The following is a 25,051-nucleotide window of genomic DNA, read 5'->3' as shown; positions in this document are numbered from 1 at the left end:
CTCCGGCCGTACGTTCCTTCCACTTGCCCGGTCGACCTGCATCCGCCGCGAGGTACCACCTGATGCACGCCGGCCGGCCGGCGCCGTGCGCGGGGTCTCCCACGAGGCCCCGCCCGGCTCGACCGACCCCCACATCTCCCTGACGCGGCCAGGGGTCGGCTTGTCATGACCGAACCAACCCATTTCGGTTCGACCGGCCGGGAGCAGACCGGAAAGGCGACACGACTTGAACCGTTCCAGACCCTTTCGCATATCCGTGCTCGCGGTGACCACCACCGCACTTCTCGCCACGGGAGCCGCAACCTCCGCCGCAGCAACGCCCTCCCCGCAACCCGCCGCCTCCGCGGCGCCCTCCACCGCGGACACGCCCGTCGAACGCCTGATCGTCGGATACAAGTCCCGCGCGGCGGAGGCCGCATCGGACTCCGCCGCGGACAAGGACGCCCGGGCCAAGGGAGAGAAGGCCGGTGAATCGGTCGGCTTCGACCGCCGCCTCGGCACCGGCGCAGCCCTCCTCGACCTCGGCGGCAAGCTGGACGAGGGCGAGGCCGCCGACGTCATGGAAGCCTTCCGCTCCGACCCGGACGTCGCCTACGTCGTCCCGGACACCCGTATGTACGCCACGGCCGTCTCCCCGAACGACCCGGAGTACAGCCACCAGTGGGACCTCTTCGAGAGCACCGCGGGCATGAACGTTCCCGCGGCCTGGGGCAAGGCCACCGGACAGGGCGTCAACGTCGCGGTGATCGACACCGGTTACGTCGCGCACTCGGACCTCGCCGTCAACGTCGTCAGCGGCTACGACTTCATCTCCGACCCATTCATCTCCCAGGACGGAGGAGGCCGGGACGGCAACGCGGCCGACCCAGGCGACTGGATGAACCGCGGCGAGTGCGGTGTGGACGAGGACGGCCTGCCCGTGCCGGGGCAGAACACCGACAACTCCTGGCACGGCACGCACGTCGCCGGCACGATCGCCGCCGCCGCGAACAACGGCAAGGGCGTGACGGGCATCGCCTACGACGCGACCATCCAGCCGGTGCGCGTGCTCGGCAAGTGCGGTGGGCTGACGTCCGACATCATCGACGCCATCACCTGGGCGTCCGGCGGCTCCGTCCAGGGCGTGGCGAACAACCCGCACCCCGCCGACGTCATCAACATGAGCCTCGGCGGCGAGGGCGGCTGCGACTCCGGCACCCAGAGCGCGATCAACGCGGCCGTGGGCCGCGGGACGACGATCGTCGTCGCCGCGGGCAACGACAACGCCAACGCCGCCTACTTCAACCCGGCCGGCTGCGGCAATGTCATCACCGTCGCCGCGAGCGACCGCCAGGGCAACCGCGCCTACTACTCCAACTACGGCAGCGTCGTCGACATCACGGCCCCCGGCGGCGAGACCTCGCCGAGCAGTTCCAACGGCATCCTTTCCACGCTCAACAGCGGTGCGCGCAGCATCGGGAGCGAGAACTACGTCGCCTACCAGGGCACCAGCATGGCCGCACCGCACGTCGCCGGCCTCGCCGCGCTGATGGTCGACGCCGACCCGTCCCTGACCCCGGCGCAGATCGAGTCGACGATCAAGAGCAAGGCCCGCACACTGCCGGGTTCCTGCTCCGGTGGCTGCGGCGCCGGCCTCGCCGACGCGGGTGCCGCTCTCGGCTCCGGCGGCACCACGCCCACGGGCTCGAACGTCTTCCGCAACACCGCCGACGTCAGCATCCCCGACAACGGCAGCTGGGTGACCTCGTCCGTGGCGGTGACGGGCCGCAGCGGCAACGCCCCGTCGAGCCTGAAGATCGACGTGGACATCAAGCACACCTACCGCGGTGACCTGATCATCGAGATCGTCGCCCCGAACGGCTCGTCCGCGCGCCTGAAGGAAGCGTCCGGCGACAGCACCGCGAACCTGCTCACCACCTACACCGTCGACGCCTCCGGGGTCGCGGCGAACGGCACCTGGAAGCTGCGGGTGTCCGATGTCTACGCCGGCGACACCGGGTACATCGACTCCTGGGGCCTGACCTTCTGACGGTTCCGCCCGCTGATCTGCCGGTGCCTCGGGGCACCGGCAGATCACGCGTTCCCCTTCCGGTCGGGATCCCGCAGCGCCACGCGCGAGTGCGGGCGTCGCGCTGCCCAGGTGCCCCGTGCCGCCCTTCGCCCCCTGCCCCGCCGAAGTCGCACTCCCGGTTCACTGCTGCACTCCCGGCCCGCCCTCCCCGTCGTGAACCCGGGCGCACGGGCCGTGGGCAGGGGCGGTCCGCACCGCGCACGACCGGTTCAGGGGCGCTCCGCACCGCCGGGGAAAGCCGCGAAGAGCACGGCGAGAACGGCGGCGGCGACGAGCGCCGCCACTCCCAGGCTGAGCTGGCCGGCCTGGATGAAGTTCCGCTCCGCGATGTCCGCGAGGCGCGCGTCGAAGTGGCGGATCTGCGCGCCGGGTGCGCTCATCGAGACATGCGTGTGTGGATCCGCGTGCAGAATGATGTCGCGGCTGGCGCCGATCCTCTCGGCCGGATCGGGAATCACCTGCTCGATGTCCCTGCCGAGGGTGGCTCCCAACCACACGGTCATCACCGTGCCGAGTGCGGCGAAGCTCATCGCCCCGCCGAGCGGTTGCTGGGTGTTCACGATTCCGGACGCCATACCCGACCGGTCCGGTGGCATGATCTCCAGCACCAGTGCGACGACCGGTGTGATGACCATGGCCGAGGCCATGCCGACGACGGCCATGCCGAGCAGCACCGTGCCTCTGCCGACGGGAAAGCCGAGCACCATGGTGAGCAGACCGAGCAGCAGACCCGCCTGACCGGACAGGAGCAAACGCCGCAGGCCGAATCTCTTGCGCAGCCCTGCGGCCTTCAGGGCCACCGCCGCATACCCGACGGCGAACGGAAGGACGAGGAACCCGGCCTCCACCGGGGAATACTCTCGAATGCTCCGGTAGTACTGCATCACGACGAAGAACGCCCCTTCGTTGCAGAAGGCGGCGAAGAACACCGTGGCCACGGCGAGGGCGTACAACCGGTTACGGAACAGGGAGATGTCGAGCATGGGATGGCGGGCTCGGGATTCACGGACCACAAAGGCGAGGAATCCCACCGCACTCAGCCCGAGCAGCGAGAGCGTGATGCCCGAGAGCCATCCGAAGGACGGCCCCTGGATCATCACGAAGGCCAGTGACGCCACCGTCGTGATGAAGAAGAACTGGCCCGTCCAGTCGAATCTGCGGATGGGCACGTGTTGAGGTTCGGACACCCGTCGGAGTGTGATGACCAGCACGACGAAGCAGAGCGGAACCGTGGCCACGAAGAGGCCGCGCCAGCCCATCAACTGGGCCAGGATTCCTCCCACGGGCGGCCCCATGGCCACCGCCACGCTCCCCACGGCAACCCAGGTCCCGACAGCCTTCGTTCCCGCCTCCCGAGTGGTGCTCACCCTGCTCACAAGGGCGAGTGAGGTGACGATGACCGCAGCGGCCGAAACCCCCTGAACTCCTCTTGCCACCACGAGGACGAGCACACTCGACGTGGTGGCAGCGCCCAACGAGCACGCGATGTACACGCTCAGACTCACCACGTAGACGATCTTCCTGCCGAAGACGTCCGCCAGTGTCGCGCTGATCATCGTGGCCGAGGCCATACCGATGCTGTAGACACCCACGAGCCACTGCAGGTCGGATTCCCCCATGCCCAGACGACGCTGCATGTCGAAGATCCCGACGTAGGTGATCAGGACGTTGACATTGACGACGAACAGCCCGAGATATGCCGCGAGGAGAGTTCCCTGCCGGCCGTTGCTCCAATAGGAGCGAAGAGGCGCAGAGGGCATTTCGGACGACATGGTCGGAGCGTAGCAGCGCGTCCGTGCATTCGATCAGACGCAGCGCTCCCCCGTCGTCGATCCGCTACTGCGGAAGGTACGGGGGCGGTGCCGGCCCAAGGGATCCGAGCCGCAGGGGTGTTCAGCAGTCCGTGCCGGCCTGTTCGCCGTACGCCGGACCGGCAGCGATCGTGGACAAGGGGCACGGGCGTGGCCTGCGGCAGGAGCTCCGACGCCGACGATGACCGCGCCGTTCCGCGCGCCGCCCGGAGCGGCGCGCGGAACGGGAGATCACAGCGCCCGAAGGTAGTACATGGTGCGGAACCCGCCACTGGTCGAACAGGACAGGGTGTTCTGAGTGCTGGTGTAGGTGAAGCCGGGCGGTACCGTGCAGGCCCACAGGCCCGTCTTGGGCGTGCGCAGGTAGTACATGGTGCGGAACCCACCGCTGGTCGAACAGGACAGGGTGTTCTGGGTATTGCTGTAGGTGAAGCCGGGCATGGTGGTGCAGGCCCACAGGCCGTCCGCGGGAGGCTGCACGTAGTACATCGTCCGGAACCCGCCACTGGTCGAACAGGACAGGGTGTTCTGAGTGTTGGTGTACGTGTAGCCGGGCGGTACCGTGCACGACCAGAACCCGGCGGCGGTCGTCTGCGAGGAGACGCTTGAAGCGCCGCCCTCGGTGTGCGACGGGAGCGCCGGGGCGGCGGATGCCGTAGTGGGGGCAAGGGCGACGCCCACCATGGCGACGGCCGAGCCGACGCCGACTGACAGGGACCGGAGTTTCGAGCGCAGCATGGGGGCACTCCTGTGTTGGTCGTCCGACGGGCAGAACCAACGGGTGGGGGGTCGACCGGCGTCTGTCCCGTGCTCCGGTCGCCGCAGCGCGCGCTGGGATGCTCGCAGCCGGGTCTGCCGGGGGGCAAGTGCGTCCCCCTTGCTGCGTCGAAGATCGGACGTACCGCGGACATCTGTGACCTGCGGTTCGTCCAGAGTCCCGTGACGAGTCCAAGACCGGCGCCGCTGCTCGTATGTCCGAAAGGCCATCGAGGAGGGAGCCCTTCCGGGAGAGGCGGCGGCCCCCGGCCACCGGAGGACGTGTCGGTCGGACGGCCTTTGGGGGCGGCGAGTGGTAGGCCACTGCCCGGCGTGGCGGAAGCGGACCTGCTCCCCGCCGTTTCCGTACGGGCGTGCGGTCAGCCCCTGGGGGCGTGAGCCCATCGCCCGGTCAGGGCCTCGTCGACGTGTGCGGCCAGCTCGGTGAGACGGAGGCGCTCGGAGGCGTGGAGGTCCTGGGCGTCGATGGTGGAACGCAACCGGGCGAGTGCGGCCGCGACGGGCTTGTGGCGGGCGGGGGCGGTGCACCAGGCGAGTTCGCGCAGGAGCATCGCGATGCGCGCCAGGACGGCCGGCTCGGCGGCGCCGTAGCGGAGCGGCTGGTCCACCGCCAGGTCCAGCAGGTCCTGCAGGTCCGGACGGCGCAGCACGACCCTGACCTGCTGGTGCTCGTCGCGCAGCAGCCGAGGGCCGAGATCACGGCCTGCCAGCTCGCACAACAGGGCGGAGGAGTGGGACAGGGCGTGTACGGCGGTGGTCGGATCGTTGATGCCAGGGGAGAGCGCCTTGGCGGCGATGTCGGTGAGCTGGCGGAGTCCGAAGGCCACGTCCTGGAGGTCGGTGCGTTCGTCACCGGTCCGCACCGCTTGTGAGACTTCTTCGGCCAGACGCTCCCGGGTGCCGGGGGTGAACGGCCGTCCGGCGCGCGGCCAGGCGGCTCCGACGGGCGTGTCGGCGATCAGCGAGCTTCCCGGTTGGCGGTCGATGTGCACAAGGGCGTCGGCTTCGACGGCTGCTTTCAGCAGAGCCGCCTCGTCCACGGAGGTGAGGAAGCCGGAGGCTCCGACGGCCAGGGTGAGCGCGTTCGCGGGCGGTTCCGGTGGAGCGGCAGCGGAGACCCCCCTCGCGGAGGACTCACCCGTGAGGTCCGGATTCTCCGGGAGGAGCCGGTGAATGGTGCGGTCGGCGGCGGAGAGGACGCTGCTCATCATCGTCTCGATCCGGATCTCGCGTGCCAGGTGCGACAGGAACAGCACCAGAGCGAGCACGCTCGCCAGGGTGAGAACGAAGGCCACGGTGACCGACGTCTGCGGGACGAAGCCGGTCCGCCCGTCTTCGCCGGTGCGGACGGTGCGCAGCACGGTCAGGGCGAAGGTGAAGGTCGCCAGGAAGAGGGCCAGGGTCGCCTGGACGTACCGGTCTGCGGTGAAGGTGCGCAGCAGACGCGGGGAGAACTGGCTGCTGGCCAGTTGGAGTGTCACCACGGTGAGCGAGAAGGTCAGCGCCGTGACCGTGACCATCGAGCCGGCGATCGCCGCCAGCACCGAGCGAGCGGCGTCGGGGCTGCCGCCGAACAGGTAGGCCCGCAGCCAGGGCGGCATGTCGTGCTGCGTCCGCCCATCCAGGACGGGCAGTCCCACACCCGCGACGATGGCGAGAGCGACACCCAGCGTCGGCAGGGGCCACAATTGGGCCCGGAGTCTCTCACGCATGGGCGCGAGGAGTACGGGCCGGCACGCCGACCGCGGCCACGGAGGCTCCCGGTGCGGCGAACCGGAGGGAGTGCTTCGGCATCGGCACGAGATCAGGTTACCGACCACGACACGTGGCACAACTCGTGCGGCGCTCGTGCGGGCGCGGGCTCGTGGGTGCCGTCGCGCCGGCGTCCGGTTGCCCGGCGTCGCCGACTTCCCCGCCGGCCAGCAGCCGGGCCGCTCCCGCGCTGGTCCCGGATTCCCCCGAGGGAGGGAAACCGACGCCGTGTCAGCCGAGATCCCCGAAGATGCCCGCCAGCAGGACACCGGAGGCGAGGAAGACGACGGTCAGGGTCGCCATCGCGGCCTTCTGCGCCCCGGTCACCTCGCTCTGCGGCATGTCCGTTCCGGCGCCGGCCGGGACCGGCCCGGGGGCCGCCGCGCGTACCGCCTCGCCGCCCTCGCCCAGTACCCGTACGGTACCCATCCCGTGCTTCAGGTGATTGGCCACCAGCCAGACGTTCACGGGGTAGGCGAAGGCGAGTCCGGCCAGGACCGCGACGGAGAACGTGGCCCAGAAGCGGACGCTGCCCGCGTCGTCGGTACCCGGCACATGACTCCGGATGATCACGAGCACGGCCACCATGGCGCCCATCACGCAGTTCATCGACAGCCACTCCGCGAACACGGTGGATCGCACGGCCCGGAGGTAACTTCCGCCGAGCATGTCCCGCATGAAGAGGGCCTGGAAGACGAGCAGCCCGAAGCCGAAACCCACGAGGTACTCGAGCACACTGTCGCCCCAGGGAGGAAGGCCCAGCACCGACGCGACCACCGCGGCCATCATGATGCCGCTGGCGTCTCCCGCCACACAGTGGATGGTCGATCCGAAAGCCTGTTTCCACAGGGGTGCCACGAACCGCTCGTGGGTTCCGGGCCCGGGTTCCTTGCAGGAGAGCACGTACAGTGCCGCGCCGACCGGACCGATGTAGAGCGTCACCAGGACCCAGCCCCACTTCATGACGGTCAGTTCGGGGTTCTTGGTGAACGCGTCGTAGGCGACGTAGACGGTGGACAGTGCGACCAGGAGGAACCAGAAATACATCAGTGCGTCAGCCGTGCTCCCGCTGATGCCGCTGCCGGCCACATACATGTACGCCGTGCCCCTCATCATCCAGTCGATGGCCGCTGTACCGGGTTTCACCGTCAATCATGGGCCGTGGAGGCATGTCTCGGGGTGGGCCGACGCACCGCCGCGCCGTCTCGGCGTTCGCTCTCACCCCGGTGGAGGCGTCGACCGGCGGCAACGGCCGACCGACGCACCGCGGAGTCGGCGCAGCAGCGGCCCCCTCGCCCGTCTGCGGGCCGGCAGCGGGACCAGGCAGAGCCACCCCGACTCCGCCAGGAAGTAGAGCCCGGCTGCGCCGGACGCGGCTCGTCCCGGACAGGCTCGCGGGCCGTCCGGCCGGAGCACGTTCGGCGCCTGCCGCACGTGCGGGTGGCCCTCGACCGGTCATGCGTTCCGCGCGGTCACCGCTTGCCGGACCCCGCCTCGCCCCGGTCGCCCCGGACCGTGTCGACGAGGGTCACCGGGTCCCCCGGGAGGTCGTCGCCGCGCCATGCCACGTGGCCGTCGGGGCGTACCAGCACGAAGGAACGCTCGTACAGTTTGGCGATCTCCGGGTCACCGCCCCGGTGCACGGTCAGCGGTACGCCCCGTTCGGCGAACGCGCGCTCGAACGCCGGGAGGTCGTCGTGGTCCGCGAAGCGAAGCAGCACGAAGCCCTGCCCGAACAGGTCGAGCGTGGAGGTGGAGGCATCCCACCACGCGTGCGCGGCGCGGTGGCCGGGCTCGCTGCCGGGCCGCCAGTCGGCGTCCGGCTGACCGTGGCGGATCGGTACGCCGGGGTCGTCGACGATCGCCGGCGAGCGGTAGCGCAGTCCGAAGTGGATCTGCGGGGCGTCGAACTCCCGCCGCGCGCCGCTGCTCGCCAGCCGCCCGGCCATCTCGGTGCGGGCCCGCTCGCCCACCGGCCCGTCCAGGTGGATCTCGGGCGGGACCTCCCTGCTCATCGTGCGCTGCAGGTTGGTGTTGGCCTCGTTGAGGCTCTCCAGGGCGATCGGCCTGCGCTCGGTGTCGTATGTGTCGAGCAGGCGCCGACCCGCCCAGCCGTTCAGTGTGGCGGCGAGTTTCCAGCCCAGGTCGGCGGCGTCCGCGATGCCGGTGTTGAGCCCGAAACCGCCCGAAGGCGACAGGGTGTGCGCCGCGTCACCGGCGAGGAGGACACGCCCGGCCCGGTACCGGTCGGCGACCCGGTGGGTGAGACGCCACTCGCTGTCGCCGAGCAGCTCCACCGGCGTGTCGAAGGCGAGGGCGTCGTGGATCAGGGACAGCGCGTCGACACGGGCGCCGTCGTCGCCGTCCGCGCCCACGACCAGGTTGTAGAGGTCGCTGCCGTTCAGCGAGCGCATGGGGAAGCGCAGCGTGGACGACAGCATGAGGAAGTACACGAGGGCGGCGCGGTCGCCCAGTCGCTCCTTGAGTTCGGGGGCCCGGAAGAGGACGTTGCGGAAGACCTGCGTACGGTGACGGCCCGGTGCCTCGATGCCGCAGGCACGGCGGATGGGGGAAGAGGCGCCGTCGCAGGCGACCAGGAAGCGTGCCCGGACGGTGCCGGTCCTGCCCGTGGCCTGGTCGGTGAGTACGGCATCGACGTGGTCGTCGGCCGGCAGCACGTGGTCCACGGTGGTGAGGAGCCGCACCGGGCCGTCCGGGTGGACGCCCACGGCCTGCGACAGCACCGGGCTCAGCCAGTGTGCGGGACAGATCTGGTCGGGCTCGGGAGTGTGCGTGAAGGCCGGTCGGTTCGCGGCGGTTCCACGGCGGTACCGGTACACCTCGTGACCGCCCACCCTCGTGACCCAGGCGATGTCCAGAGGGTGGTCGGCGGGCCAGCCCGCCCCCCGGACGGCGTCCGCGACGCCCCAGCGACGGAACAGTTCCATCGAGCGAGGACCGATCGTGCTGACCTTGGGATGCCGGACCTGTCCGTCACCGGCGTCGACGACCATGCAGTCGATCCCGCGGTACGTCAGGTCCAGCGCCATCGCCATCCCGACCGGGCCGCCGCCCACGATCAGCACATCGGTCCGCTCGCCGGAATGCGTCATCTCGTTCCTGCCTCTCCTCGTCGATCCGTCCTCCTCGTGCGGCTCACGGTCCGTCCGCACCGCGCGGGGAGGGCACGCGGGTGTGCCCTCCCCGCGCGCACCGGGTCAGGGGCGTTCGGCAGTGACCAGGAGGCAGCCGAAGTCGTCGGCACCCGCCAGGTCGGACGGCTTGAAGGCGCCCTCGCCGAAGTCGAAGTTGCCCTCGTCCATGGCCACGGGGCGGTCCCCGACGGCCGTCAGCTTCCCCAACTCGTCGGCGAGGCGCAGCGTGGTCTGCTCGGTGACGTCGAGGATCTCGCGGAGCCGCAGGCCGGAGCGGTGGAGCAGGGCGACGTAGTCGTCGATGTCCGCCGTGGTCGACATCAGGTCGTGGCAGAACTTGTCGATGCCCGGGTGCCGTACCGCCTTACGCGGGTGACGTTCGAACACGTCGGTCAGGACGATCCGGCCGCCGGGTCGGAGCACCCGGCACACCTCGGTGAACACCTGCTGCCGGTCCGGCATGTGGCAGACGGACTCCAGGGCCATCACGGCGTCGAACGACGCGTCCGCGAAGGGGAGTTCCATCGCGTCACCGTGCTGGAAGACCGCCCGGTCGGCGAGCCCGGCCTCGGCCGCCAGCCGTCCCGCGGTCTTGATCTGCTCCTCGCTGATGCTGATGCCGGTGACCCGTGCGCCCGTGTGCCTCACGACCCGCAGACCGGGACCGCCCACCCCGCAGCCCAGGTCGAGGACGTGGGAGGAGTCGTCCACCCTCATCCGCTCGATGAAGACGTCGGTGAGCCGGTCCATCGCCTCCTCGATCGTGGCCTCGGAGTCCGGTGTGTCCCAGTAGCCGATGTGCACGTTGGGGTTGAAGGTTCCGTCGTTCATCGCGCTCAGCGTGAGTCGGTCGTACAGCTTGCCGACGGCCTCCGGCTCGGGCAGGGTCTGGACGGGGTCGGTCATGGAAACGGCCTCTCTGGTTGGCAGGTGCAGGAAGCAGGCGGGCGGGGCGCGGCCCCGGCTGGGGCACAGCATCCCGGTGGGCGGGCCACTGGGCGGGAGCGCCGGTCAGGACCCACTCGTTCGCGTGGGGAGGCGCGTCCGCCACGACCGGCCGGGTGGGTCGGGCGCCGTACAACCCATGCGCTCCCCGGTGCCCCGGGGGATACGGACCGCGAGTGGGCGCACAGGCGTCACGGCACGGGTTTCGCCGGCGCGAGCCGCCCGCTCTCGATCTGCCGGCAGCGGGCGTAGTCCGGGAGCAGACCCTGCCGCTGCGCCTCGGCGAGGGTGATCGCCGCGCGGTCGCGCTCGGAGAGGATCGGTTCGGTGTCCGTGGTGATCGGCAGTGCGAGGGCCGGGTCGAGGACGGAGAGGGAGAGTTCGTTCTCGGCGACGTAGCTCTCGGAGAGCATGTACGACATGACGGTGTCGTCCTCCAGCGCCAGGAACGCGTGGCCCACTCCCACGGGAATGAAGCTGGCCCGGTGGTCGCGCTGGTCCATCAGTACCGCGTCCCAGCGGCCGAACGTGGGTGAGCCGACCCTGATGTCGACGACGATGTCCAGCGCACTGCCGCGGGAGCAGTGGACGTACTTCGCGGTACCCGGTGGCGTCACCGTGTAGTGGATGCCGCGTACGACGCCGCGCCGGGACACGCTGTGGTTGGTCTGCGCGACGTGGAAGAGCGGAGCGCCGTGGGCTTCGGTGAACGCCTGCTCCTGGTAGGGCGAGACGAACTTGCCCCTGTCGTCGGGAAAGACGCGGGGGGTGAACTCGATTGCTCCCTCGACGGTGAGTGCGCGTGCTTTCACATCTTCTCCCGTGGCTCGGTGGTCGGCTCGGCGGAACGCGGCGGGCGGCTGGGCGTCACAGCGTCCCCAGTACCTCGCGCACGGCATGGATGACCTTGTCCTGGAGGTCGGGGGCGAGTGAGGGGTACATCGGCAGCGAGAAGATCTCGCCGGCCAGCGCCTCGGTGACCGGGAGCGACCCCTTGGCGTATCCGAGGTGGGCGAATCCGGTCATGGTGTGCACCGGCCACGGATAGCTGATGTTGAGGTGGATGTCGTACGCCTTGAGGCGCTCGATGATGTCGTCGCGCCGGGGGTGGCGGACCACGTACACGTAGTACACGTGCTCATTGCCCGGCACGGTGCGCGGCAGGACGAGGTCGGTGTCGGCGAGACCGTCGGCGTAGCGCCGGGCGACGGCGCGGCGGTCGGCGATGTAGGTGTCGAGCCGCCCCAGCTTGCGGCGGAGGATCTCGGCGTGGAGCTCGTCCAGGCGGCTGTTGTGGGCGGGGGTCTCCAGGGTGTAGTAGCGCTCGTCCATGCCGTAGTAGCGCAGTCGGCGCAGTCGTTTCGCCACGGAGGGGTCCGAGGTGATCGTGGCACCGCCGTCGCCGTACGCGCCGAGTACCTTGGTCGGGTAGAAGGAGAAGGCGGCGGCGTCACCGGTGGTGCCGGCCATCGTCCCGCCCTGCCGGGCGCCGTGGGCCTGCGCGCAGTCCTCCAGGACGGCCAGCCCGTGCCGGGCGGCGAGTTCCTTCAATGGGCCCATGTCCACGCACTGGCCGTACAGATGGACGGGGAGGAGGCACCGGGTGCGTTCGGTGATGGCCGCCCCCACCTGGCCGGTGTCCATGAGGTGGTCGTCCTCGCGGACGTCGACGAAGACGGGAGTGGCGCCGGTGGAGTCGATGGCGACGACGGTGGGTGCCGCCGTGTTCGACACCGTGATCACCTCGTCGCCGGGGCCGATGCCGAGGGCCTGCAGTCCCAGCTTGATCGCGTTCGTCCCGTTGTCGACACCTACGCAGTGGCCCACCGAGTGGTAGGCGGCGAACTCCTCCTCGAAGCCGCGTACGCTCGCGCCGAGCACCAGCCGACCCGAGGAGAAGACCGTCTCAACGGCGTCGAGGATGTCCGGGCGCTCGGCCTCGTACTCCGCCAGGTAGTCCCATACACGCGTCGTCATCTTCCAGCCTTTCCAGAACGGCGGCGCACGGCGGTGCGTCCGCGGTAGGTGGGTGTCAGGGGTGCCGTCACCGGGGGTCGTTCCGCTCCCGGGCCAGGGCGGTCACGGCGCGGCGCACGCCTTCTGGCAGCGGGATCCGGGGGTGCCAGCCGGTGGCCGCGCGGAACGGTGCGGAGTCGAGGGTCACGCTGCGGAAGTCCGTCGCGGGGGCGTGCGCGGGTGGCTCGACGGACACCACGTCGACCGGCGGCCGTCCCAGTACGTCGGCCACGGTGCGGGCGACGAGCCGAAAGACGTCGCCCAGTGCGTCACCGCGGCCTGCGCCGATCAACCAGTGGCCGCCCACCAGGGAGTCCGGGTGGCTCAGGGCGGCCGTGAACGCCGCCGCGACGTCGTCGACGTGGACCAGGTCGCGGCGAACCGTGCCGTCGTGCCACATGGTGAGCGTCCGGCCGTCGAGCGCCCGCCGCGCCATGGCGGACACGACACCCCGGTCGCCTGCACCGGGCGCCGCGCTCTCGCCGAACACCGTGGGCAGACGCAGGCTGATGCCACGTACCCGGCCCTCGGCCGTGGCCTTCAGCAGGAGCTGCTCGGCGGCCAGCTTCTGCCGGTCGTAGGCGGTTTCGGGGCGGTCGGGTTCGGTGCCGTCGAGCGGCTCCCGCTGCGGTACACCGACCTGTGAGGCGGCACCGCCGTACACGACCAGTGGAGGCGTCACCTCGCCGGGCGCCGGCCGCAGTACGTCGACGAGGTCCCGCATGACCCCGACGTTGACGCGCTCGGCGCCGGGGTCGCTCTCGGCGGCCCGCCAGCCGCCCTCCCCCAGCAGCAGATGGATCACCGCGTCCGAGCCGGCGACCGCCTCGGCGAGGGCCTTCCGGTCGGTGAGGTCGGCGGTGACGACGGTGGTCTCGGCCGGGCCGGGAGCAGGTGCGCTCGGCCTGCGCGCAACGGCCCGCAACCGGATCCGGCGGCCCGCCAGCGCGCGGGTGACGGACGATCCGACGAAGCCGGAGGCACCGAGCACGGTGACCAGCGGTGTGCGCTTCATGGCGCTCCTCTTCTTCATGTCAGCGGTGCCCTCATCCATGGCGCTCCCCTTCCCGGGACCGCGCCACGGCGGCGTTGAGGCAGGCCAGAAGCGTGCGGGCCTCCACGTTCAGGTAGTGGCCGTGCCGGGTGAGGGCCCTGAGCTGGGCCGGGGTGGCCCAGGTGTAGGCGGGGGGCGGGTCGAGCGAGGCGTCGTCGGCTTCGACGACGAGGTACCGGCTCCTCGCGTTGAGGAAGCGCCCGCCCTCCTCGGAGAGGACGGCCTGGTAGTGGATGTGCGACGGTGGGGCGTTGAGCACGGCGTCGAGGAACGGCGGGCGGTCCGCCGGGGGCAGGTGGGTGTAGTTGCCGGGTGTGCACTGGACGGTCGGGGCCAGCTCGACGGTGTCCAGGAAGCCGCCCTCGGCCCGGGCGTGCACCAGCACATGGGGTACTCCGTCGATCTCGCGTACGAGGAACGCGGCGATCCCCAGCCCCACGGGCTCCACCAACGGCTGGTCCCAGCTGACCACTTCGCGGTTGCCGGCCCGTACGGAGACGGCGACGACCTTGAAGTAGCGGCCGTCCTCGTGCTCGATCGCCTCGGCTCCGCGCTTCCAGCCGCGCACGTCGGCGAGCGGTATGCGTTCGGCGCACACGTCGTGGCGGGAGCGCTCGCCCGTGAACCAGGAGAGGAGTTGCGCGTCCGACAGCAGCGCGCCGGGGGACGTGTCCTGGTACGGCACGCACGACAGCACGGTCCGGGCGTTCATGTTGACCATGTCGTCCTCGTGCAGCAGCTCGGCGATCTGGCCGAGGGTGAGCCAGCGGAAGTCGTCCAGTTCGGGGACGTCGCCGACGGTCTCCACGATCATGTTGCGGTTGGTCTTGCGGTAGAACCACGAGCCCTGTTCGGACTGGAGGACGTCGACGACGACGCGGTCGGGATCGGGCCGGAAGAAGTGGTCGATGAGCTTGACGTCCGTACCCCGGTGGGCCCCGGTGTAGTTGCTGCGGGTGGCCTGCACGGTCGGGGAGAGCTGGAGCAGATTGGCGTTGCCCGGCTCCATCTTGGCCTGCATCAGGAAGTGCAGCACCCCGTCGAACTCCTTGGCCAGGATCCCGAGGATGCCCACTTCGGGCTGTCTGACGACCGGCTGCTGCCACTCCCGGTACGGGCCGTCGCCGGAGGGACCGTCGAGCTCCACCACATGCATGCCCTCGACGGTGAAGAACCGCCCGCTGCGGTGCACGAGATTGCCGGTGCCCTGCTCGAAGCGCCACTGGCCCAGCTCCGCGAACGGTATCCGCTCCACGTGGAACACATGGGCCCGGCGGCGGTCGGCCAGCCAGGCGCGCACGTCCTCGGTCCGCACCCGCGCCCCTCGCCCGGTCGCGGCCGACAGGGCGATGCGGTCGGCCAACCGGCCGTCCTCGCGCGGGCGTACGGCCGGGGCGGCGGGCGGTGGAACGATCCGAGACGACATCGAGGGCTCCTTGCCGGTCAGGACCGCTGCGCGGTGATCAGGACATAGCCGGTGTGCGGGTGCCTCCCGACGCCCTCCATCAGGTCCGCCGCCGCGGCCATCTGCTCCGCCGCGCCGGAGTCGAGGGAGTCGGCGAGCCCCCGGAAGGCCGCAGCGGCGTGCCCGTAACTGGAGCGGACCTGCTCACCGATGTCCGTCAGCTCCAGCAGTTCCCAGCCCGCTGCCGCCAGATGGGCGCGGTGCTCGTCGGGCGTGTTGATCCCGGCGATCTCGTACATGCGCAGCATCCCGTCCAGTACGGCCTTGTCGCCGCCGCTGAACGGCTGCCGCAGACACAGGTCGGCGACGGCGAGCCGGCCGCCGGGCTGGACGACTCGATGGAGTTCCTTCAGCGCACGGGTCTGGTCGGCCATGTGCAACAGCGACTCGATCGCGAAGGCACCGTCGAAGGAGCCGTCCTGGAAGGGGAGGTCCGTGGCGTCCGCCAGCCGGAAGGAGACCCTGCCGCCGAGGCCGGCCCCGACCGCCCGCCCCGCCGCCTCGGCGACCTGCTGCTGGCTGACGGTGATGCCGGTGACGTGCACGTCGTGCGCCACCGCGATACGCAGGGCCGGCACCCCGATGCCGCAGCCCACGTCCAGCAGGTGCCGGCCCGGCCGGAGGTCGAGGCGGGCGGCGACCAGGTCGGTGAGACGGTCGGTGGCTTCGGCGAGCGGGACGCCGGGGTCGTCGTCCCAGTAGCCGACGTGGATGTTGCCGCCCATGGCGGTGGTGGCGCCGGCGTCGGCGAACTGGTCGTACACCTCGCCCACGGAGTCGGCGGTGGTGTCGGACTTCTGCGTCATGGCTGTGCCTTCCTGTTGTGCGTTGTCGATGTCTCGCCGCGGGTCACGGTAGGTCGGACAGGTCGAGGACCAGCCGCGTCGGGCCGTGGAAGACCAAGTCGTCGGCGTACTCGACCCGGTGACGGCCGCGGCCGAGCCCGGGGATTCCGTCCAGCAGGGTCCTGAGGCCGATCTCGGCCTCGGCGCGGGCCAGCGTCGCGCCCAGGCAGTAGTGGATGCCGAGGCCGAAGCCCAGGTGCCGGTCGGCGGCGCGGTGGACGTCCAGGACGTCGGGGTCCGGGAAGCGCGCGGGGTCCCGGTTCGCCGAGCCCAGCAGGGCGACCACGCGACTGCCGCGCGGCACGTCGTACCCGCCGAGGCGCGCGTCCTCGTAGGCCCAACGCGTCACCGCCTGCACCGGCGGGTCGTAGCGCATGAGTTCCTCGACCGCGAGCGGCGTCACCTCGGGCGTGCCACGCAGCTCCGCCAGGATCTCGGGGTGCGCCCGCAGGGCCAGCACGGCCTTGGCCAGGAAGTTGGTGGTGGTCTCGTGTCCGGCGGTGAGCAGATGGACGCACGTCCCGACGATCCCGTCCACGCTCAGCCGTGCGCCGGTGTCCCGGGCCCGGACGAGGAGGGTGAGCAGGTCGGCACCGTCGCCCCCGCTCCGCCGGCCCACCTCCTGCCGGAAGTAGCGCGCGAACTCCCGGGAGGCCGCCTCGGCCCGGGCGTAACCACCGGCGCCGCGTGATCGGGTGGTGCTGGCCTCCTGGAGGGCGACCGCGCCGGCGCGCAGCCATGCGCGGTCCTCTTCGGGGAGGCCCAGCAGTTCGGAGATGACGAGGACGGGGAAGGGCGCGGCGAAGCCCTCGACGAGGTCTGCCTCGCGGTGGCCTCCCAGCCGCTCCACGAGTTCCTGCGCGAGCCGGGTGATGCGTGGGCGGAGATCGGTGACGACCGAGGGCGAGAACCGCGTGTTGAGCAGGGAGCGCAGTTCGGTGTGGCGCGGCGGGTCCAGGAAGACCAGCCAGTTCTCGACGATGGTCCGCAGGGCCCGGTGCTCGGCGGGGATCGGGACGGGGGCCGTGCCGGTGCCGGTGTCGCCGGACGCCACGCGCGCGTCCCGTCCGAACCGCCGGTCGGACAGGACGCGGACGACGTCGTCGTACGTGAAGACGTAGAAGGTGTCCGGCCCGCCCGGGCCCGATGTGGTGCGATGGACCGGCGCGGCCTCCCGGTAGCGCCGGTACACGGGGTACGGGTGGCTGATGTCCTCCCTGTCCCAGCCCATGAGGTCGAACCGCGGCAGCGTCGCGCGGGGCATGCGGTCTCCTTCGGTCGGCAGTGCGGCGGTGTGGTGCGGGGCGCCCTTCGGCTGCGGGACGGCCCGAGGGGGCCGGGCCGCTAGCGGCCCGGCGGCCGGAAGTGATCGGCCCAGAACGCGCTCATCTCACCGACGCGCGCGGGTACGACGGGATGCTTGCCGCATTCCGTCGCGAGTTCGTCGAGGCGCCGGGCGATACCGCGCCGGGCCACGTCCGGACGGGATACGGCCATCGGCTGCTCGAGCAGTTCGAACGACGGTCCGGCGGTCATGCCCCGGCGACCCGACGGCATGGTCACGAGCAGTTCCGCCAGCGGGCGCATCAGGCCCGTCATCATGTCGATCGCGGCGTTCATCAGGTCGGACCGCCGCAGGGCGGCGTCGGGGCACTCACCGAAGTGCTGGGCCATGAGCTGAAGCGCCATGAAGTAGGCGCGGTTGAACAGCTTCATCACCGCCCGGGCGCCGGCATCGGTGACCGTCTCCGTCGCCGGGTTCCCCGGACCGAGGGTCGGGTTCCGTACGACGGGGTAGGCCGGGTTCCACCGTTCGGCGCCCGGGTGCGGCCCGTCGGTCGGCGCGCTGCGGAGCAGCTCGGAGATCCTCAGGAACGCGTGGTAGTGGGACGTCTCGTCGCCTCGCGGGCCGAGCACTCCTCCCTCCCCCTGCTCGGTGATGACGTCGACGGCGAACAGCGCGCTGGCGAGGTCGTCGACCTCGAGCTGGTAGTCGGGGTGGGTCCGGTTGAGGGACTTGCGCAGGAAGAGGTGGTGCTCCCCGCCTCCCCTGCCCTTGTCCACCATGAAGAGGTCCGGGACGCTCTTCAGTCCCTCCCTGAGGTCCGCGTAGAGCTCGCTCAGCGAACCGTAGGGGTGCCGTTCGTCGTACGCGGCGGGGGCTGCCGGTCCGTCGCCGCGCCGTACCTCCTCGACGAGGCCCTCCGGACGCTCGATCTGCACGAACCGCTCCACGCTGCCGGGTCCCAGCCGCTCCAGGGAGAAGTCCAGCGGGACCGCCAACTCGTGGTTGACGGTGCCGAAGTCGATGCGAGGCACGTGGAACGGCTCGCCCACCGCGATGAGGATGTTGTTGACGAGCAGGAAGTGGATCATCTCCTCGCGGGCGATGTCCAGCAGCATGCTGCGGATGCCCTCGTCGAGGGTCTCCCCGCCGTCACCGCAGGCGAGCCGAAGCTGTTCGGACGTCCACAGCCCCCGCCGCACGTACTCGGCGCCGGCGCCGTGGGTGGGCACCGAGTAGGCGGCGTACAGGTACTGCAGCATGACGGCCAGTTCGATCGCGGCGGCGTCGCGCAGCACCTCGACGAGTTGGTCCCGGGTGGTGATCCTCCGGCTTCTGCGGCTCGTGGCCCGCACCGTCGACAGGACCTCGTCGGGCTTCTGCTGGGCCCGCAGGAACGTCAGCAGGAGCTGGGCCTTCGGTTCGGAGAGCTCCCGCGTGGGCGGCATGTAGTAGGTCTTCGACTTGTTGCGCGGATCGCACATCTGCCAGATCAGCTTGGCGTACGTCTCGACCTTGCAGCGGTCCGCGAGGCTGAAGACCTCCGCCTTCATGAACGAGTACGTGTGCTCGTAGAACGCGAAGACCTCTTCGTACACCAGGTCGAAGGTCACCTCGTCCTGGCCCGTCCCGGCCAGCCGCCAGTCGTCGGGCAGCACCCGCACCGCCAGGTACCCGGCGCCGGGCCAGTAGCCGAGCGCGTCGTCGTGGTCGTAGCCCAGCGTGGCGGAGCCGGGTCGGTCCGGGTCGCACGGCAGGTCGTCGGGGCCGGTGGACAGCAGGACCCGGGCGGTCCCGGCCGCCGCGCCCCGCAGAGTGAACCAGCCCCGGCCCGCGTCATCCGTGCCCAGAACACACGTACTCGACCATGCACCGTCACCGCCCCGCCGTCCGGCACGCACCCGGACGACGTCGACGTCCGAGGACCGCGCGTCGGGGGAAGCCGCGACCGGGTCACGCGGCAGGGCCCGGGGGTTGAAGAACTGCCGCACGCCGATCTCGCCGACGGCGGCCGGACGGCCCCGGACGAAGGACCGCACGAGCACCTCGACGTCGTGGTCCGCGTCGTCCGCGTCCCGGGGGTGCTCCAGCATGAGGGCCGCGTCGTCGGCCTGGACGGTGACCTCCTTCTCGCGCAGGTGCACCACCGGGCCGTCGGGGCCGGTCCCGACCAGGTGCAGCGCCTCCTCGGCGGCCTCCCTCGCCGGCATCTCGATGGGGACCGTCACCAGGCCGCCGGCGAGGGCGTACGCCTCCCCGAGGTAGGTCTGCCGGGGCACCCGGGCGACCAGTCGACCGCTGTCCGCCGTCCGCAGTTCGAGATCGCCGAGGTCGAGTGGCGCGGCCTCGGACCGGCCGTCCCGCACCGAGCCGGAGACGGGCATCGCGGTGATCATGTTGAGCATGGCGTGGTCGTCCGTCAGCTCGACGGTGAGGTTGTGCGGCCCGCAGGGCCCGGGGCGGTTCGGAACGAGCAGACGGCCCGCCGGGTAGGTGCGCGACTCGCACGGCCGCCAGGGAGCGATGGTCCCGCGCAGTCGCCAGCGGCTCGGCCGGTCGGGGGCCTCGGGTGCGGACGGTTGGCCGAGGGCGAACTGCACGACCAGCCCTCCCGCTTCCCCGCAGGCCACCGTGTCCCGCAGGAGCCGTACGGCCGGTGAGACGGCCGCCTCGTCGAGCCAGGTCAGTTCGTCGTCCTCGGCCACGACGAACTGGTGGACCACGGACCGGCGCAGCCGCTTGGCCAGCCAGTGCTCTCCGACGTCCCTCACGTGGTGGGAGTTGTGCCACCTCGGGGGGTGGAAGCCGTGGACGGCGCCGGTGGCCATGTAGCCGACGTCGTGGGAGCGACCGTCGCGCCCGAAGCAGAACTGTCCGACCATGAGGGTCGTCGTCCAGTCGGAGGCCGGATCGACGTCGAAGACCCGGGCCCGGTTGACCGTGGTGCCGAGGTACTCGTTGTAGTGCCCCCACATGTCGACGGCGCGCCCGATCACCGGGTCCCGGGTGTCCAGGTCGCCCGCGCGGCACTCGACGCCGACGATCCGCGCGTCGACGGCGAAGTGCCCGTTGCCCGCGAAGTCCTCGCCCTTGGCCGCACTGAAGGGGCCGTCGGGCGCCGGGCGGCCGGTGCTGTCGTACCGCGGCCCGATCCGGTCGAGGTGGTCGTGGTACTCGCCCGGTGGACGGTGGGGCGGGAAGGGCTGCCCGTCGGCGGTGAGTGCCGTGTTGGTGGCGAGGTCGACGAGTCCGCTGCGGGCGCCGGTGGGCGCATGGGTCGTGGCGGTTCCGGAGAAGTGCAGCCGGGGCAGGTCGAAGACGCTCACGCCGACCGGTCCGATCGGCTCGGTCGGGAGGCGGCGAACACGCCCCTGGCACGCGGCTCGCACCACTCGATCTCGTGCGCGGCGTCGATCGCCGACTCGATGGCGCCCTCGATCCACGCGGGCTTCGACGAGCAGTGCTCGCCGGCGAAGAAGAGGTTGCGCTGCGGCCTGGCGGCCTCGCGCCGTTCGGCCTCGCGGAGGGCGGCCTCCTGGCCCCATCGGACCGTGGCCGCTCCCCAGGACCATCGGCGTGCGCCCCAGGCCCGGCCCGCCACTCCCAGGACCATGCCAGGCCTGCGCAACTCCGGGTGCATCACGCTGAGTTCCTTGGTGACGAGGGCGTTCCGCTCGGTCTCGCTGAGCCGGGCGAGGGCGTCGGCGTCCGGGCCGATGGTGTAGCTGGCGAGGAGCACCGCGCCGAGCGCGGGGTCGCCGTCGGCGGGCGGGTAGTACGTCTGCCGGACGTGGCCGCCGGTGAAGGAGGCGCCCCCGCTGATGCCGTCCTTCTCCCAGAAGGCCTCGCGGCAGTGGAAGGCGATCTTCGTCGCCGGCCAGTACTTCGTCTGGCGGACGATATCCAGTTTGTCCTGGTCGAAGCCGGTCAGCCGCATCCTCCGGAGTACGGTGAACGGAATGGTGCACACCACGTAGTCACAGGTCCTGGTGACCGTCGTGACACCCTGGCGGATCCGCAGGACCACCGCGTCGTCGCGCACGTCGATGCCCACGACCTCCTGGCCCAGCGAGATCCTGCCGCGGATCCGTGCGGCGAGCCGCCGGGGCAGCGCGTCCATCCCGTCCCGCAGCCGCACGATGCTGGAGCTGGTCTCGTCGAGCACGTCGTCGAGGAAGCGCTCCAGCCGGAGCGGGCAGGACGACCGTATTCGGGGGTGGTCGGCGAAGAAGGCGTGCAGGTCGATCCTGTTGTGCGCGGTACCGCACCGGTACGGCGTCAAGTCGATGTGGTCGACGAGGTCGAGCAGTTCCACGCCGATGTCGTTGTGCAGCCCGTCGTAGAACTGGCGGGGTGCGATGGCCCTGATGCTGGCGTCCAGCCAGGCCCCGAACAGCAGGGTGTCGGGCCGGTAGTGCGCGCTCGGCAGTCCGGCGGCGAAGTTGTCGACCAGGGTGTCGTGCGCCTCGCGCACCCGAAGGTAGCCCGCGGAACTGGGCAGATAGGCTGCGTCGTCGGAGAACAGCGTCCGGAACTCGCGGACCTGGTTCTGCAGGCCGAGTTCGGCGATGTAGTGCATGGTCAGCCGGTGCCCGGCGGGGATGCGCATCGCGCCGAGCTCGGCGAACGGCCCGGCCTCACCGGCACCGGCGAAGCGGTGGGTGTGGATCCGGCCGCCCACCTCGTGGCTTCCCTCGATGATCTGGACGTCGTGTCCGAGGCGTTCCAGTTCATAGGCCGTCACCAGACCGGCGATGCCGGCGCCGATGACGGTCACCTTCTTCGGTCCGCCGAGGGCGCCGTCCGGCCCGTCACTGTCCTGCAAGGGTGCCGTCACAGGTTTCCTCCAGTACGCGAAGTCCAAGGCCGGGGCTGTGTGGGATGAGCGCGGCGCCTTTCCGTGTTTCGGAAGGGGCGATGCCGGGGATTGCGCATCGGCAATTCTTCGGGGGGCGGAGTTGCGTCCGTATCCCCCGGCGGACCTGCGCACGAGTGGTTCGACGAGCCGTCCGTCGGCGTCATCGGGGTGGCGTGGCGGCGCCACCCTGCGCGAGTGCGCGGGGTTTTCCCACCGCCGCCGTCCAGCCCCCCGGCAGGGTGATGCTGGCGTGCGTGGACGGTCGGCCCGGACCCCCGTGGGTGCCTGGGGTCGCCGATGCAATCCGTGACACGAGACCCCTGAGGAGGCGACGTTGACGCGCGTGTTGATCGCTACCACACCGGCACAGGGACACGTCGTGAGCATGCTCGAGGTCGCATGCGAACTGGCCCGGCGCGGCCACGAGGTGCGGTGGTACACCGGCCGGGCCTTCCAGCGGCAGGTGGAACAGGCCGGGGCGCACTTCGAACCCATGCACCCCGAAGTCGACTTCGGCGGCAGGAGCCGCGAGGAGGCCTACCCCGACCACGCCGGGCTGACCGGACTCGCGAACTTCAAGACCGGTGTCCGGGACATCTTCTACCGGACCGCACCCCGCCAGATGGACGACCTCCTGGCGGTCCTCGAACGGTTCCCGGCCGACTGCGTCCTCGCCGACGACATGTGCTACGGCGCCTGTTTCGCGAGCGAACGCACCGGCATCCCACTGGCGTGGCTGGCCAATTCGGTCTACATCCTCGGCAGCAGGGACACCGCCCCGCTCGGCCGGGGGCTGGGGCCGAGCTCGTCGCCGCTCGGCCGGATCCGCAACGCGCTGCTCCGCTTCGTCTCGGACCAGGTGGTGATGCGGGACCTGCGCCGGGAGGCCGACCGGGTCCGGGCCTCCGTGAACCTGCCGAGGCTGAACACCGCCGCCATGGAGAACATCGCCCGTCCGCCGACGCTCTATCTGCTGGGCACCGTACCGTCCTTCGAGTTCCCCCGCAGCGATCTGCTCCGGGGCACCCATTTCGTGGGCCCCCTCCTCGGGCTGCCCCCGGAGGACTTCGACCCGCCCGCCTGGTGGGAGGACCTGCACGGCGGCCGGCCGGTGGTGCTGATCACCCAGGGCACCACCGCCAACGACGTCGAAGGGATGCTCGTCCCGGCCGTACGGGCCCTGGCCGACCAGGACGTCCTCTTCGTGGTCACCACCGGCACCGACCTGGACGTCGACCGGCTCCGACCGCTTCCGGACAACGTACGGCTGGAGCGGTTCATCCCCTACCACCATCTGCTGCCGCACGTGGACGTGATGGTGACCAACGGCGGCTACAACGGTGTCAACGCGGCCCTCGCCCAGGGTGTGCCCCTGGTCGTCGTACCGGGCTCGGAGGAGAAACCCGACGTGGCCGCGCGGGTCAAGTGGGCGGGCGCCGGTGTCGTCCTCGAGCGGCCCGTGTCGAGGGCCGACCTGCGGGACGCGGTGGCCACCGTGCTGAACGACGGTGGCCACCGACGGCGGGCACGCGCACTGGCCCAGGAGCACCAGAGCTGCGACGCCCCGCGACGGGCCGCCGATCTCATCGAGTCCATGGCCGATTCCCAGGGCCAGATCCCCACCGGAGGAGGTATCACACGTTGAACACCACGAAGACCGACCTGAAGGAAGCCCCCGAGACCAGCATGCCCGTGGACCCGGGCCCCTTCGACTGCATGCCGGAGCTGCTGGCCGCAGCGCGCGTGGCGCCGGTCGTCCGCATCCCCTACCTCGGCGAGCACGCCTGGGTCGTCTGCGACCCCGAGCTGGTGCGGACCGCGCTCGCCCACCCCAAGATGGCCAAGGACATCACCCTGGTCCCCGAATTCATGCGCCGGCCCGGTCTGATGGTGGGATCGCAGCCGCCCCCGGAGTACGCACGCGCCATGATCATGAGCGACGGGGCGGACCATGCCCGCATCCGGCGGGTGCACCAGCCGGTGCTGAGCCCGCGCAACACCGAGAAGTGGGGCGAACGGGTCGGCGTCAAGGTCGGTGGCTTCCTCACCGAGTTGGAGCAGTCGCGGGCCTCGGCGTCCGCCGAGGTCGACGTGGTCACCGACTACACCCACCGGGTCCCGCTGGCCTTCATCTCCGAGATGCTCGGCCTCCCCCTGGAAGCCGAGCGACGGCTGCGCAGCATCACCGACGTCATGCTCTACTCCTCCGACTACCCCGCACGCCGAGAGGCGGTCGGCGCGCTGTTCGGGGCGGTCGAGGGCTGGGTGAAGGACCCGGCCCCGCTGCGGGAGGGTGTGATCACGGGTTTCCTGGCCGCGGCAGACGGGCCGGACGCGGTCACCGAGGGCGAGGTCGTCGTCTGGACCGTAGGCATGATCATCACTGGCTACGAGACGACGGGAAGCCTGATCTCCGCCTCGCTGTACGAGGCGCTGCGCCGGCCTCCGGAGGAGCGGCCGAAGTCCGAGGAGGACATCAAGGGCTGGATCGAGGAGGCCCTCCGGGTCCATCCGCCGTTCCCGCACCCGACGTGGCGTTTCCCCACCGAGGACATCGAACTCGGCGGCTATCTGATCCCGAAGGGGGCCCCGGTGCAGGTCAGCATCGCGGCGGCGAACCGGGAGCCGGGCGAGGGAGCCGACAGCTTCGAGGCGGCACGCGCCGGGCACGGCCACGTCAGCTTCGGCCTCGGCATGCACTACTGCATCGGCGCCTCGTTGGTCCGCCTGGAGGCACAGATCGCCGTACGGGAGTTCCTGCGGCGCTTCCCCAAGGCGCGGCTGAGCGGCGAGGACGCCGTGGTGTGGGAGTCGGAGTGGATGATCCGGCGACTGAGCGCCCTGCCCGCCCTACTGAACTGACGACGTGCCCACCGGCGTTTTCCCGCCTCTCGACACCGGGAGGCGGAGGACGCCCGTACGGGGCGCCCGGCCCCGTGCCCGACCCCCCGGGGCCCGGCCACCGGGCGCTCACCAGGACGGCTCGGGCATCCAGCCCTTCCAAGGAAGTTGGGGAG

At 71.0% G+C, this 25,051-nt stretch carries 17 protein-coding genes; 3 read left to right on the top strand and 14 right to left on the bottom strand.

Features of this window, described 5'->3' with window-relative positions; genetic code table 11:
• Window positions 1–226 precede the first annotated feature (226 nt).
• Window positions 227–2,029, top strand: coding sequence for a S8 family serine peptidase (locus tag O7595_RS32330; RefSeq protein ID WP_443071788.1), 1,803 nt, complete (start codon window positions 227–229; stop codon window positions 2,027–2,029).
• 251 nt (window positions 2,030–2,280) lie between these two features.
• On the opposite strand, the gene O7595_RS32325 is transcribed toward O7595_RS32330, so the two are convergent.
• The 14 genes from O7595_RS32325 to O7595_RS32260 form a co-directional block, all read right to left on the bottom strand.
• Window positions 2,281–3,843, bottom strand: a complete 1,563-nt coding sequence (locus O7595_RS32325; protein ID WP_269732130.1) for an MFS transporter — start codon at window positions 3,841–3,843, stop codon at window positions 2,281–2,283.
• Window positions 3,844–4,113: 270 nt separating this feature from the next.
• Window positions 4,114–4,620, bottom strand: coding sequence for a hypothetical protein (locus O7595_RS32320; protein WP_269732129.1), 507 nt, complete (start codon window positions 4,618–4,620; stop codon window positions 4,114–4,116).
• 398 nt (window positions 4,621–5,018) lie between these two features.
• On the bottom strand, window positions 5,019–6,371 hold the full coding sequence (locus O7595_RS32315; protein WP_269732128.1) for a DUF2254 domain-containing protein: 1,353 nt from the start codon (window positions 6,369–6,371) through the stop codon (window positions 5,019–5,021).
• 271 nt (window positions 6,372–6,642) lie between these two features.
• Window positions 6,643–7,557, bottom strand: coding sequence for a DUF4396 domain-containing protein (locus O7595_RS32310; RefSeq protein ID WP_269732127.1), 915 nt, complete (start codon window positions 7,555–7,557; stop codon window positions 6,643–6,645).
• 326 nt (window positions 7,558–7,883) lie between these two features.
• Complete coding sequence (locus tag O7595_RS32305) at window positions 7,884–9,524, bottom strand: FAD-dependent monooxygenase (protein WP_269732126.1); 1,641 nt, start codon at window positions 9,522–9,524, stop codon at window positions 7,884–7,886.
• 105 nt (window positions 9,525–9,629) lie between these two features.
• Complete coding sequence (locus tag O7595_RS32300) at window positions 9,630–10,472, bottom strand: SAM-dependent methyltransferase (RefSeq protein ID WP_269732125.1); 843 nt, start codon at window positions 10,470–10,472, stop codon at window positions 9,630–9,632.
• Window positions 10,473–10,702: 230 nt separating this feature from the next.
• Entirely contained in the window at window positions 10,703–11,323 is a 621-nt protein-coding gene (locus O7595_RS32295; protein WP_269732124.1) for a dTDP-4-dehydrorhamnose 3,5-epimerase family protein, read from the bottom strand.
• 55 nt (window positions 11,324–11,378) lie between these two features.
• Window positions 11,379–12,488, bottom strand: a complete 1,110-nt coding sequence (locus tag O7595_RS32290) for a DegT/DnrJ/EryC1/StrS family aminotransferase (protein ID WP_269732123.1) — start codon at window positions 12,486–12,488, stop codon at window positions 11,379–11,381.
• A gap of 67 nt (window positions 12,489–12,555) precedes the next feature.
• Window positions 12,556–13,581 carry an NAD-dependent epimerase/dehydratase family protein gene (locus O7595_RS32285; RefSeq protein WP_269732122.1) on the bottom strand — a complete coding sequence of 342 codons (1,026 nt, stop codon included), beginning with the start codon at window positions 13,579–13,581 and terminating at the stop codon, window positions 12,556–12,558.
• Window positions 13,574–15,007: an NDP-hexose 2,3-dehydratase family protein gene (locus tag O7595_RS32280; protein ID WP_269732121.1), complete on the bottom strand. Its 1,434-nt coding sequence runs from the start codon at window positions 15,005–15,007 to the stop codon at window positions 13,574–13,576. The genes O7595_RS32285 and O7595_RS32280 overlap by 8 nt, the downstream gene beginning before the upstream one ends.
• A gap of 17 nt (window positions 15,008–15,024) precedes the next feature.
• A complete protein-coding gene (locus O7595_RS32275) occupies window positions 15,025–15,852 on the bottom strand; it encodes a methyltransferase domain-containing protein (protein WP_269732120.1) in 828 nt (275 codons plus the stop codon).
• A gap of 43 nt (window positions 15,853–15,895) precedes the next feature.
• Window positions 15,896–17,155, bottom strand: coding sequence for a cytochrome P450 (locus O7595_RS32270; RefSeq protein ID WP_269732119.1), 1,260 nt, complete (start codon window positions 17,153–17,155; stop codon window positions 15,896–15,898).
• Between the two features lie 80 nt (window positions 17,156–17,235).
• Entirely contained in the window at window positions 17,236–20,502 is a 3,267-nt protein-coding gene (locus O7595_RS32265) for a ferritin-like domain-containing protein (RefSeq protein WP_269732118.1), read from the bottom strand.
• Entirely contained in the window at window positions 20,499–22,013 is a 1,515-nt protein-coding gene (locus O7595_RS32260) for a flavin monoamine oxidase family protein (protein ID WP_269732117.1), read from the bottom strand. The genes O7595_RS32265 and O7595_RS32260 overlap by 4 nt, the downstream gene beginning before the upstream one ends.
• A gap of 406 nt (window positions 22,014–22,419) precedes the next feature.
• On the opposite strand from O7595_RS32260, the gene O7595_RS32255 reads away from it, so the two are divergent.
• Together O7595_RS32255 and O7595_RS32250 are read left to right on the top strand one after the other, a co-directional pair.
• On the top strand, window positions 22,420–23,679 hold the full coding sequence (locus O7595_RS32255; protein ID WP_332328357.1) for a glycosyltransferase: 1,260 nt from the start codon (window positions 22,420–22,422) through the stop codon (window positions 23,677–23,679).
• Window positions 23,676–24,896 carry a cytochrome P450 gene (locus tag O7595_RS32250; protein WP_269732115.1) on the top strand — a complete coding sequence of 407 codons (1,221 nt, stop codon included), beginning with the start codon at window positions 23,676–23,678 and terminating at the stop codon, window positions 24,894–24,896. The genes O7595_RS32255 and O7595_RS32250 overlap by 4 nt, the downstream gene beginning before the upstream one ends.
• Window positions 24,897–25,051: the final 155 nt, after the last annotated feature.

Source organism: Streptomyces sp. WMMC940 (assembly GCF_027460265.1).
In the GTDB taxonomy this organism is placed as follows: Bacteria; Actinomycetota; Actinomycetes; order Streptomycetales; family Streptomycetaceae; genus Streptomyces.
Note: the sequence above shows the minus strand (reverse complement) of the source record. Positions and strands in the feature narration are given on the sequence as shown.

Coding starts and splice junctions, on each gene's coding strand:
- O7595_RS32325 (WP_269732130.1), bottom strand. CDS start 3,843: ATGTCGTCCGAAATGCCCTCTGCGCCTCTTCGCTCCTATTGGAGCAAC.
- O7595_RS32320 (WP_269732129.1), bottom strand. CDS start 4,620: ATGCTGCGCTCGAAACTCCGGTCCCTGTCAGTCGGCGTCGGCTCGGCC.
- O7595_RS32315 (WP_269732128.1), bottom strand. CDS start 6,371: ATGCGTGAGAGACTCCGGGCCCAATTGTGGCCCCTGCCGACGCTGGGT.
- O7595_RS32305 (WP_269732126.1), bottom strand. CDS start 9,524: ATGACGCATTCCGGCGAGCGGACCGATGTGCTGATCGTGGGCGGCGGC.
- O7595_RS32300 (WP_269732125.1), bottom strand. CDS start 10,472: ATGACCGACCCCGTCCAGACCCTGCCCGAGCCGGAGGCCGTCGGCAAG.
- O7595_RS32290 (WP_269732123.1), bottom strand. CDS start 12,488: ATGACGACGCGTGTATGGGACTACCTGGCGGAGTACGAGGCCGAGCGC.
- O7595_RS32285 (WP_269732122.1), bottom strand. CDS start 13,581: ATGGATGAGGGCACCGCTGACATGAAGAAGAGGAGCGCCATGAAGCGC.
- O7595_RS32280 (WP_269732121.1), bottom strand. CDS start 15,007: ATGTCGTCTCGGATCGTTCCACCGCCCGCCGCCCCGGCCGTACGCCCG.
- O7595_RS32275 (WP_269732120.1), bottom strand. CDS start 15,852: ATGACGCAGAAGTCCGACACCACCGCCGACTCCGTGGGCGAGGTGTAC.
- O7595_RS32270 (WP_269732119.1), bottom strand. CDS start 17,155: ATGCCCCGCGCGACGCTGCCGCGGTTCGACCTCATGGGCTGGGACAGG.
- O7595_RS32255 (WP_332328357.1), top strand. CDS start 22,420: ATGCTCGAGGTCGCATGCGAACTGGCCCGGCGCGGCCACGAGGTGCGG.